General features: G+C 55.2%; 11 protein-coding genes. 8 read left to right on the top strand and 3 right to left on the bottom strand.

The features are described 5' to 3' along the window. Positions 1-38: 38 nt before the first annotated feature. The gene (locus CIK74_RS08395; protein WP_096255516.1) at positions 39-917 is read right to left on the bottom strand and encodes a M15 family metallopeptidase; all 879 of its coding nucleotides are present in this window, start codon (positions 915-917) and stop codon (positions 39-41) included. A 245-nt stretch (positions 918-1,162) separates the two neighbouring features. Between CIK74_RS08395 and CIK74_RS08390 the strand changes: the two genes are divergently transcribed. Continuing rightward, complete coding sequence (locus tag CIK74_RS08390; protein ID WP_096255514.1) at positions 1,163-1,651, top strand: hypothetical protein; 489 nt, start codon at positions 1,163-1,165, stop codon at positions 1,649-1,651. Between the two features lie 101 nt (positions 1,652-1,752). After that, a complete protein-coding gene (gene dcd / locus CIK74_RS08385; RefSeq protein ID WP_096255512.1) occupies positions 1,753-2,334 on the top strand; it encodes a dCTP deaminase in 582 nt (193 codons plus the stop codon). Positions 2,335-2,403: 69 nt separating this feature from the next. Here the strand turns inward: dcd and CIK74_RS08380 are convergent, their stop codons facing one another. Further along, on the bottom strand, positions 2,404-3,129 hold the full coding sequence (locus CIK74_RS08380; protein ID WP_096255510.1) for a VIT family protein: 726 nt from the start codon (positions 3,127-3,129) through the stop codon (positions 2,404-2,406). Positions 3,130-3,192: 63 nt separating this feature from the next. Further along, positions 3,193-4,521 carry an MFS transporter gene (locus tag CIK74_RS08375; RefSeq protein WP_096255509.1) on the bottom strand — a complete coding sequence of 443 codons (1,329 nt, stop codon included), beginning with the start codon at positions 4,519-4,521 and terminating at the stop codon, positions 3,193-3,195. 212 nt (positions 4,522-4,733) lie between these two features. Between CIK74_RS08375 and CIK74_RS08370 the strand changes: the two genes are divergently transcribed. Genes CIK74_RS08370 through mnhG form a run of 6 tightly spaced genes read left to right on the top strand, consistent with a single transcriptional unit; the run spans position 4,734 to position 11,082 of the window. After that, a complete protein-coding gene (locus CIK74_RS08370; RefSeq protein WP_096255507.1) occupies positions 4,734-7,709 on the top strand; it encodes a Na+/H+ antiporter subunit A in 2,976 nt (991 codons plus the stop codon). Beyond that, entirely contained in the window at positions 7,706-8,155 is a 450-nt protein-coding gene (locus tag CIK74_RS08365) for a Na(+)/H(+) antiporter subunit C (protein WP_096255505.1), read from the top strand. The genes CIK74_RS08370 and CIK74_RS08365 overlap by 4 nt, the downstream gene beginning before the upstream one ends. A 2-nt stretch (positions 8,156-8,157) precedes the next feature. Continuing rightward, entirely contained in the window at positions 8,158-9,762 is a 1,605-nt protein-coding gene (locus tag CIK74_RS08360) for a Na+/H+ antiporter subunit D (RefSeq protein ID WP_096255503.1), read from the top strand. A gap of 11 nt (positions 9,763-9,773) precedes the next feature. Beyond that, positions 9,774-10,406: a Na+/H+ antiporter subunit E gene (locus CIK74_RS08355; RefSeq protein ID WP_096255502.1), complete on the top strand. Its 633-nt coding sequence runs from the start codon at positions 9,774-9,776 to the stop codon at positions 10,404-10,406. Further along, entirely contained in the window at positions 10,403-10,669 is a 267-nt protein-coding gene (locus CIK74_RS08350; protein ID WP_096255500.1) for a monovalent cation/H+ antiporter complex subunit F, read from the top strand. The genes CIK74_RS08355 and CIK74_RS08350 overlap by 4 nt, the downstream gene beginning before the upstream one ends. After that, the gene (gene mnhG, locus CIK74_RS08345; RefSeq protein WP_096255499.1) at positions 10,669-11,082 is read left to right on the top strand and encodes a monovalent cation/H(+) antiporter subunit G; all 414 of its coding nucleotides are present in this window, start codon (positions 10,669-10,671) and stop codon (positions 11,080-11,082) included. The genes CIK74_RS08350 and mnhG overlap by 1 nt, the downstream gene beginning before the upstream one ends. Positions 11,083-11,118 lie beyond the last annotated feature (36 nt).

Here is an 11,118-nt window from a genome sequence, read left to right as displayed (position 1 = left end):
CTGGATCCCGCAGTGTTTAAGACTTAGCGAAACTTGAACTATTCCTGAGTGAAGCCAAAGCCCCAGTCCCGGTATGGGGGAAGGAAACGCAACACGAGCAAATCATCGTCGTTAACCTGATTCGTTTCGTCTGCGGACTTCTTTTCGTCCTTCTTCGGTTCATCTGCTGGCTTTGATTCTTCTTCGACGGTCACCGAATTTTCTACGGTTTGAGCATCGTCTTTGGCGCTGTCTTGTTTTGCGTCGCGTAGCATCTGATGATATTCCTCAAAGGTTTCAGCCTTTGATTGTTTCATCGCCGCCGCATGATCCTTGCCGACATAGCGCACATGCCAAGGCTCATACTTATACCCGGTAATTTCTTCTTTACCTTGCGGGTAGCGAATGATCAGACCGTAGTCTGCGGCGTGCTCAGCCACCCAGATACCGGCCTTGGTCTGACCGAAGGATTCCTTCAGATCTGTGGAACTACCAATGCTGCCTACATCCGCGGCGAGACCTAGTTGGTGTTCGCTGGTGCCCGGGCGAGCAGAAATGCGTTCGGCGTAGGTTGTACCGTACTTAGCCTGGTACTGATTGAACAGCACCGCTTGGCGACCGTAAGAGCGGTAAGCACTCAACAACTTCAGGCTATGGCCCGCATTGCGGGCTCCGGCCATGAGATCTTCCACTGCTTCGGCTGCTTTAGGGCGTAGCTTATTGGAGGTGCCAGCAACATTTACCAATTTTTTCGGTGTGTAGTCGGCTGGAGAGAGCTGAGTTTGAGGGTTAATCAGCGCAAGATAACTTGCGGCGTCACTAAATTCCTCTGCCTGAACCACTGGAAGAGGCTTGGGAGCTGCCTGCGCCGCGACACTTCCAGAGAGCACAACAACACCTGCCAAGAGGGCACTGGTGAGGGTTGAAGCCAAACGCATAAACGTACTTTCTGTTGTGTTCGAGCAGGCAAGACACAGGTCTCTACTCCACGATAGCCCGAAAACCTGCGCGGTCTATGAGAATTTGAGCAGAAGCACATGTTTTTTACGCTTGTGGACGCGCCATTCTCTGAAGAGCCCCACTACCAAATATCGGGGGTAACATCGAATGGCGGACTCTGTGCTGTAGCTTGCGTCCCACAGCATCACCCAACCACCAAGCAAGGACCGAGAATCACTTGACTATGAAGGAACTGAAGTCCGACGGGTTTACCGGTTTTCGGCCCATCAAGACCTTAGAAATTAACCGGGTCCCGAATCGCCAAGGGCTCTTTGTCATCATGCGTCCGGCAGACTTCACCCCGAAATTTCTGACGAAAAGCACGGCAGGAGTCTTCAAGAAGAAAGACCCTTCGTTGCCTGTCGCAGACTTGAGCGAACGTTGGGTGGACTCGGCACAGATCCTGTACCTGGGCAAAGCCGGACCGGGAAGCCAAGGTAATCGTGGGCTTCGAATTCAGCTCAAGGAAATCATTGATTTTGGTGCCGGCAAGCCGCCTGGCCATTGGGATAGCCGTTTGGTGTGGCAGCTAGGCGGAGTGGGGAAACTGATCATCGCGTGGAAAGAGCTCCCAGCTGAAGAGCTGAACGCGGCACTATCCGAGTATCAGGCTCGCTTTATTGAAGAACACGGTCAGCTTCCTTACGCGAATCTGGTTCAAAGCCGACGTTAAAGCGTAGAAAACGGGCCGAAGTTCAGCTTTGGCGACATTTGAACACTTCTTTTTACGTCCAGACTGCGACTTCCGGTACCGAACAAGATAACTTTAGATACGTGTTGTATTCAGATGGTGACATTCGTCGAGAAATTGCGTCCGGTGAAATTGGCTTAGCCCCTTTTGACCCTGAGATGGTGCAGCCCGCATCCGTAGATGTGCGCTTAGACCGATTCTTCAGGCTCTTTGATAATCACAAGTACGCTCATATCGATCCGGAGCAGGATCAAAATGAGCTGACCCGCCTGGTTGAGGTGGCTGCGGATGAACCCTTCATCTTGCACCCGGGGGAGTTTGTCCTAGGTTCTACCTACGAGGCGGTGAGCCTGGGCAACGGAGTCGCTGCTCGGCTCGAAGGCAAGAGTTCGTTAGGTCGGCTCGGTCTGCTGACCCACTCGACCGCCGGCTTCATTGACCCGGGATTCTCCGGACACGTCACCCTTGAACTCTCAAATATGGCCACCTTGCCAATCAAGCTGTGGCCTGGTTCAAAAATTGGTCAGCTTTGTTTCTTCAAGCTCACCTCGGACACCGAGCACCCTTATGGTTCTGGCCCTTACGGTAACCGTTATCAAGGTCAGCGTGGCCCGACTGCTTCACGCAGCCACTTGAATTTCCACCGGACGAACATCGCCGACTAAGTTCGAACAATATTGCTCAAAACCGTGGTTGCTCCTTTATCTCCTGGGGCACACCACGGTTTTTTGTTTTTAGTGCATCAAGGAACTGTCGCCCAGCCAGGAACCAATAGCAAAGGTCACTACCAGCGCGGCGGCTCCACCGATGAGTACCCTGAGCGTTGGACGTAACAGCGGTGCGCCTCCCAGTTTGGCACCCAACGCACCGGTCACCGCCAGCGCAAGCAACACGGCAACAAAGGTCACGGGTATTTTCAGTGGGCCGGGCAAAAATACCGCGGTGACGAAGGGCAAAATTGCGCCGGTAAGGAATGCGATTGCCGAGGCGAAGGCCGCATGCCACGGGCTGAGCACCTCGTCCGGGTCGAGATTTAGCTCAGCATCCAAATGGGCGCGCAACGCATTATGCTCGGTCAGTTCTTGGGCAACTTGTGACGCGGTCTCGGGCTTCAACCCTTTAGCTTGATATAGACCGGTCAGTTCTTCGAGCTCCGCTTCGGGAGTATCGCGTAGCTCTGCCCGCTCTTTTTCGATCAGCGCTCGCTGGGAATCTGCGGCGCTAGCTACCGAAACATATTCCCCCAAGGCCATTGATATTGCTCCACCAATGACCGCGGCGGCACCAGCGGTGATGATCGGTGCATTGGCGGTCGTGGCACTGGCGACACCGACCACCACTGCAGCCACCGAGACGATGCCATCATTTGCACCTAAAACCCCGGCGCGTAGCCAGTTAAGTCTTTCGGCGACATTCCGATCATGCGGCTCGACACCGTGCACAGGTTCTTCTTGTTTCATAAGCCACAGTCAATCATTAGGAAACCCAACATTGCTAGTCAGTGACGGATCATGAGAGAACTTTTAGTTGTCTGATGTTTTGCGTGGCGATTGAATCGGCAAGAGCAGGAACAACCCAATCAATAGCACCACCAAGATGCCTAGAATTCCGTAGCGCTGCGCTTCTCCACTTGCCACGAAGGGCGTAGCCAGGGCGATGGCTAGACCAAAAAGCAGCGGGGCTAGGAAGGAGACCGCACGTCCGGTGGTTGCGTACAGGCCAAAAAGTTCACCTTCACGGCCAGGCGGAATCATCCGCGACAGGTAAGAACGTGAGGCGGATTGTGCCGGTCCAACAAAGAGCGTGAGCAACAGGCCGAAAATCCAGAATCCTCTGGCTTCGGGGGAGAAGAACACTCCAGCGCCGGCAACCAACAAGCCGATCAATGAGCCGGTAATAACCGCTTTGGGGCCAATTACATCATCGAGTCGGCCTCCAAGCACGGCACCGAGTGCGGCGACCATATTGCCAACAATCGCGAAGATGATGACCTCGGTCAAGGTAAAACCGAAAGTTCCTGAAGCGATCACGCCGCCGAAGGTAAATATTGCACTGAGCCCATCACGAAAGACCGCGGAGGAGCCGAGGAAAAACAATAGATTGCGGTCTTCTCGCCAGAGTCCCACGATTCGTCCCCACAGGACCTTGTAGGACTGTGAGAGGGGAATCTTGGTGGATAGCGTTGAAGCGGACTCGGGAATAACGAAGAACAAGGGCAGAGCGAAGATCAAACACCATGCGGCGCTGAAGACGGCGACCCAGCGCAGGTTCAGTGAATCGGTGGTATTTGCTCCGGGCCAGTCAATGATGGGTTGCACAAACCCAAAGAGCACCAAGGCCAGCGCAAGAATTCCACCAACGTACCCCATGCCCCAGCCGAATCCGGAGACCTTACCAACGGTGGCCCGGGTCGAAATTTGATTGAGTACCGCGTTGTAGTTGACCCCGGCGAACTCCGAGAATAGTGAAAGCGCGGCAATAATTGCGACACCAAAGATCAGAAAGCTTGGGTCAGGGTAGACAAAAAATCCGGCGGCACACACCACCACGAGCAAGAAAGTGTTGACCATAATCCAGAGTTTGCGGCGTCCCGCAGCGTCGGCGCGCAGCCCGGTCACCGGCACCAGCAAAGCGATCAGCAAACCAGCCAGTGACAAAGCCATAGAGAGCACCAGTGAGGAATGGTCGGTGTCGCCGAAAAGTTCACTGGTTAAATACACGGTGAACACGAACGTGATCATCACCGCGTTGATTGCCGCCTGGCCCCAGTCCCAACTGGCCCAAGCCCACGTGTGTTTATTGAGCCACTTGTCACCGGGTTGTATTACCGTCGGTTCAATTTTCGTTCCCATGTGGGCATCGTACAGGTTTGTGGTGATCAGTAAATGAATTTACTGCAGGATATTCCGCTCTAGGAATTCATTCCGCTGTTCTCCCGTGGCGCAAAAGCTTCGCATACCCCTCGATAGTGCATAAAATCCCGCTCTGGGCTGATAAAATTGCGTAGCGGGCATTTTTTTGTTCGTCGGACTCTGGCCCCTTGTTCAGTCGACAGAGGAGACGTGTGTTAGTAATTCTCATTGCACTCTTTGCTACGGCAGTGTTGTGTCCAATACTGTTTAGAGCATTAAAAAGAAATGCTTTTTATGTTGTAGCAATAGTTCCTGCAGCGGGATTTATTTGGTTGCTCACCCGCATTCCTGCGGTACTCGCAGCTGATCCGACACTTTCCTCCGGTGCTCCCAACGCGCCACCTTCACTGAGCATCGACTGGATTCCTGGCCTGAATATCGGGCTGAACTTCCGCTTGGACGCCTTAGCCGCCAGTCTCTTGCTACTGATCCTGGGTGTCGGCGCGCTCGTACTGATCTACTGTGGCCGCTACTTCAAAAATGATGACCCACAAATCGGTGGATTTGCCGCCAAAATGGTGGCCTTTGCCGGTGCCATGACCGGGCTGGTGACTGCAGATGACGTCATCATCATGTTTATCTTCTGGGAAATCACCTCGGTACTTTCCTACTTGCTGATTGGTTTTAGTCAGCATCTGATCACCGCGCGCCGCTCGGCCATGAATGCGCTGATCGTCACCACCTTCGGTGGCTTGGCAATGCTTGGTGGTTTGTTGATGATCGGCGTTCAGACCGGGAGTTACCGGCTCTCGGAATGGATCGCCCAATCGGACCAACTGGTGGCCAGCGGCATGTTTGTCGACGTGGCCATCGCCCTGATTTTGATTGGCGCGATCTCCAAATCCGCACTGGTTCCATTTCACTTCTGGCTGCCCGGCGCGATGGCGGCGCCCACCCCGGTCTCCGCCTACCTCCACGCCGCAGCCATGGTGAAGGCCGGCGTTTACCTGATTGCCCGGTTAGCTCCGGGCTTCTCCGACACCACCTTCTGGGTTCCTATCACCGTCGGTATCGGTGTGCTGACGATGCTGATCGGCGGCTTCCGGGCACTGAAACAATATGACTTGAAGCTGATCCTCGCCTTCGGTACCGTCTCCCAGCTTGGTTTCATCATTGCCATCTTTGGATTTGGTACCGCCGAAGCGGCCTTCGCAGCGCTTGCCCTCACGCTGGCTCACGGACTGTTTAAAGCCACCCTGTTCCTCACCGTGGGCATCATTGACCACAACACCGGTACTCGTGACATCCGTAAGCTTTCGGGTCTGCGTCGCAGCATGCCCGGCTTGGCGCTGATCGCCACTATCGCCGTCGCATCTATGGCTGGTATTCCGCCGCTCTTTGGCTTTGTAGCCAAGGAGGCGGTGTACGAAGCTGCCTTGCATTTGGAGACCGGGTGGGGAATCTTTGCGCTGATTGGCTTGGTCCTCGGCGCGGCACTGACCATGGCGTACTCCCTGCGCTTCTTGGTTGGCGCGTTTGGCGTGAAGAAAAAAATTGCGGGCCTGACAACTACTAAACGTCCGTCGCTGATCTTCCTCAGCCCGCTGCTGGTGCTTAGCTTATGCACCCTAACTCTTGGCCTTTACCCGGCACTGATTGAACCACTGGTAGCGCATTGGTCGCTCTTGCAAGGTGGACCGGGCGACATGCATTTGAAGCTGTTTGCCGGGTTTAACTCGGCACTGGGTTTGAGTGCGATCTCGGTGAGCATCGGTATCGTGTTCTTCTGGTTGCGTAAGCGCACCGATACCGGCGCACCGCTACGCCGCAATATGATTTCTGCCGAGGAAATTTACCGTGTAAGCATCAACGTCGTTGACCGCGTTGCGATTTGGATTACCGGCCGTACCCAGCGTGGTTCCTTGTCCTTCTACCTGGGCGTGATCTTGATGGTTGTGCTCATCTTGCCACTGTCCATCGCCTTGACGGTCGAAACACCGTGGCCGACAAATTGGGTTATCGCTGACCACCCGGCACAGCTGGTGATCGGTGCGATTATCATCGTCGGTTGTGTGACCGCCATCGTGGCACCAAAACGTTTCATGGCAGTGCTGATGGTCTCGGTGACCGGTTACGGCATGGTCGCGATCTTCGCACTGCAAGGTGCCCCGGATCTGGCCCTGACCCAGCTTTTGGTTGAAACTATTGTGTTGGTTTCCTTCGTGCTGGCGTTGCGTGCACTGCCTAAACGACTCTGGGTCGGGCTGAGCACAATCAAGTGGGGCCGTGCAGTACTGGCCATCGCGCTGGCGCTGATGGTGGTGTACATCGCGATCGCGATGATGGCCGCACGTAGCGAAGCACCAATTTCACTGTCCTTCCCGGAACTTGCCTACTACGAAGGCTTCGGCAAGAACATCGTGAACGTGACGCTGGTTGATATTCGCGTCTGGGATACCTTCGGAGAAATCACGGTGCTTGCCGCCGCAGCTACCGGTGTAGCCTCGCTGGTCTTTGCCGGGCGCGGCTTTGGCACTCGGCTACGCGCCCATGAAGTGGCCCCGGGAAGTATCGACCGCGGTTCCGAAGCGATGGGAGACCAGAACAGCAAGGAAGTTGGGTTGCGGGTGGCACGCCGTTTTGCGACCTCCAGCAACCAAGACTGGCTGATGGCCGGTAATACCTTGGTCGCCGAACGCCGTTCCATTATTTTTGAAGTTGTCACCCGACTGGTCTTCCACACCGTGTTGTTGCTCAGTGTGTATGCCTTGCTCTCCGGACACAACACACCTGGTGGTGGCTTCGCAGGCGGATTGATCGCCGGACTGGCTTTGACCATCCGCTACCTAGCCGGCGGACGCGTGGAACTTTCAGAATCAATGCGTATTGCCCCAGGCATGCTTATCGGTGGTGGCCTAGCTCTGGCCGGTATCGCCGGGCTGGTGCCGGTGCTCTTTGGCGACGCGATCTTCACCATGTATGCCTGGGAGTTCTGGTTGCCAATCTTTGGCGAACATAAGTTCGTCACCTCAACAATTTTCGATATTGGAGTGTATTTGGTGGTCCTTGGTCTCGTACAGGACGTCTTACGCTCACTGGGTAGCGAAATCGACGAGCTGTCCGAAGGACGCTCGCCGGTGGAGCAACACGATGTCAGCCACTCCGCAACCTTGGGGGTGGGACGATGAGCGTCAACATTACCTTCTTGGTAATCACCGGGGTGCTGCTGGCTGCCGGGTTCTATCTGGTGCTTGAACGCACCCTGACCCGGGTGCTGTTGGGCATTATGCTGTTGGGCAACGGGGTGAACCTGCTGATCTTGACCACCGGAGGGCGGCGCGGTGTTGCGCCGCTGTTCGACTCAAGCAGAGATCCGAGCGAATATTCTGACCCGCTGCCGCAGGCACTGATCCTCACCGCGATCGTCATTACCTTCGCGGTAACCGCATTCTTGCTCGCCATGATCTATCGTTCTTGGGCACTGACCAGTGCGGATATCGTGGCCGATGATACCGAAGATATTAAGGTTTCGCAGTCCACCGCATATGACGAAGAAGAAGATTCGCCGGTAGCCGAAGACACGACAGAATTCGTCGATGAAGAAGGCCGACCAATTCGAGAAGGGGAGGAGTAAAAATGAACTTTCTAGAACTCTCCCCCTTAGCAGTCCTACTCCCGATTTTCGGTGCTGGCGCGGCCTTCCTCGCCCGTCGCCGATTACGTACCCAGCGTCTGATCACTATCGGCATTTTATGCCTGACCATGGTGTTAGAAGTTGGAATGGTCGCCGCGGTCTGGGGCGGAGAAAGCTATGCCATCCACATTGGTGGCTGGGATGCACCGTTCGGTATCGCGCTGATGGTCGACGGCTTTAGTGCCTTCATGCTCTTGATCTCCACCGTGGTATCCCTGGCGGTGCTGCTCTACGCCACCAGTCAAGGTCTAGCCGATGGTGACGAGCCTGGACCAGTATCGGTCTTCCACCCCGCCTACCTGATTCTTCTAGCCGGCGTCTCCAACGCCTTCCTCGCCGCTGACCTATTCAACCTTTATGTCGGCTTTGAAATTCTCTTGACCGCCAGTTACGTGCTGCTCACCTTGGGTGGCACGGCCGAGCGTATTCGAGCCGGTACCACCTATGTGGTTGTTTCGGTGGTCTCCTCGGTGATATTCCTGATGGCCATAGCGATGATCTATGCGGCCACAGGTACCGCGAATATGGCAGACCTGGCCGTCAAACTGCCAGAGCTTGATCAAGGCCCGCAGCTGATCCTGCACGTCTTACTGCTCATTGCCTTCGGCATCAAAGCAGCCGTTTTCCCGCTTTCGCTCTGGCTTCCGGACTCCTACCCGACGGCGCCAGCCCCGGTCACGGCAGTGTTCGCCGGGTTGCTGACAAAGGTCGGCGTTTACGCGATTGTGCGTACCGAGACCCTGCTCTTCCCCGGTGGAACGGTGAATGCGGCGCTACTGGTCGTTGCGACCCTCACCATGGTCATCGGTATTCTTGGTGCGTTGGCGCAGACAGACTTCAAACGTATGCTCTCCTTCACGCTGACCAGTCACATTGGATATTTGATCTTTGGTGTCGCGGTCGGCGGACCATTAGCCATTGCTGCCACAATCTACTACGTGGGTCACCACATCATTGTGCAGACCTCACTGTTCATGGTGGCAGGACTCATTGAACGTCGTGCCGGGAGCGCAAACGTCACCAAACTCGGTTCCCTAGCCAAGCTGTCCCCGGCCTTAGCAATCCTCTTCTTCATCCCGGCAATCAACTTGGGCGGCATACCACCGTTCTCCGGTTTCCTCGGAAAATTCGGACTGTTGCACGCTGCCGCAGCAGATGCAGACGCGCTCACTTGGGTTGTCATTGGCGCAGGTCTGCTGACCAGCCTCTTGACCTTGTTGGCAATTATTCGTGTGTGGGCGCGTATGTTCTGGCGCCGCGCGGCAGACGCCGAGGTACCCAGCGCACAACTGGTGGCCGAATCTACACGGGTCTTGGAACAAACCGCCGTCGGTGGCGCCCAAGCACCTCATTTGGGACGTAAGCTTGCACGCGAGCTGGAAGCGGAATCCTTGCCGTGGGGCATGCGCTATGCCACCGGTTCTCTGGTAGTTGCAGGTATTGCACTCACAGTTTTTGCCGGGCCAATCTTTGCATTCTGCCGGCGCGTAGCGGCCGAGCTGATTGCCCGTGAACCATTTATCAACGCAGTACTACCGTTGAGTTAGGAGGCGTAGACATGCAACCTAAGGACCTCACACCTCGCGATCAGCGTATCGATGATGCGCTGGATACCTCTGGCGTCCGGCACCGCGCCACCTTTAAACAGGAATGGCCGCTGCTCTTATTGTTGATTTTCGTCTGGGGCGCGCTATGGCAAGACTTCTCCATAGGTAACCTGCTCTTTGGCGCGATCTTGTCAATCATCATCGTGAATCTATTCCCGCTACCGCCGGTAGTTCTGCCAGGTCGTATTAATCTTTGGTATTGCTTGAAGTTGTTCATCTGGTTTATTGGACAGGTTTTTGCGGCCAGTGTTCACGTGGCGTGGATTGCCGTAGTACGCGGCAAAAAGGCGCGCAGCGCACTGATCGCGGTCCCTTTGCGTACCGAATCAGACCTGATCGTGACGACCGTAGGACACGTACTGACTCTGATCCCTGGCTCGTTCGTAGTTGATGTGGACCGCAGCAGTTCCACGCTGTACCTGCACTACCTCGATGTGAATAGTGACGCAGAAGTGGAAAAAGCTCGAGCTAATATCCGCGATATTGAACGTCGGTTGATCATGGCTATCGGCAGTCCCGACGAATACGAAGCAATCAAAGCCGAAGAAGGCCCAGATTTCTCCGCTAGGAGGCCAAGTAAATGATTGAAACTGCAGTATGGATTGGTGGAGTCATGCTGGCACTGGCCTCAATTGCCTGCCTATGGCGAGTCTTCAAAGGCCCCTCGATTCTTGATCGAGTGTTGGCCTTGGACGTCATCTTGCTGATCATTTCCAGCGCGTTGTGCCTCGATATGGCCATCAACCGCCACACGGATTATCTGCTCTTCGTGGTGGTGGCCTGCACACTGGGGTTCATCGGCTCGGTGACGGTCTCCCGCTTTGTCTCGGATCAGAGGAATGCCTAATGGACTTCTTCCTAGAGATTGTTGTTGCTGTGTTGCTTGTGGCAGGTTCGCTGATGTCATTGATCGCCGGAATTGGTTTGATCACCTTCCCGGACCTGCTCTCGCGCATGCACGCGGCGACCAAACCACAAGTGCTCGGATTCTTGCTGTTGTTTGCCGGACTAGCCATTCACCTGCGTAGCTGGATTCTGGTCCCGGTCTTGGTGCTGGCGTGGGGATTACAGTTGCTCACCGCGCCGGTTTCGGCTCACATGATCGGTCGCGCCGGATATCGCACCAAACACGTTGCCAAAGAAACGTTGCATGTTGATGAATTAAAGAGGGTTATCAGCATGCATTCTGAAGCAACTGGAAACACCGGGGCCGTAACAAGAATTGAAGGCACCAAAGCGGACGAGACTGAAAATTCATAAACGAGATTAAACAGTTGTGGGGCGGGCCAGAAGGCC

It is taken from the genome of Glutamicibacter sp. BW77, assembly GCF_002332285.1.
Lineage (GTDB): Bacteria > Actinomycetota > Actinomycetes > Actinomycetales > Micrococcaceae > Glutamicibacter > Glutamicibacter bergerei.
Note: the sequence above shows the minus strand (reverse complement) of the source record. Positions and strands in the feature narration are given on the sequence as shown.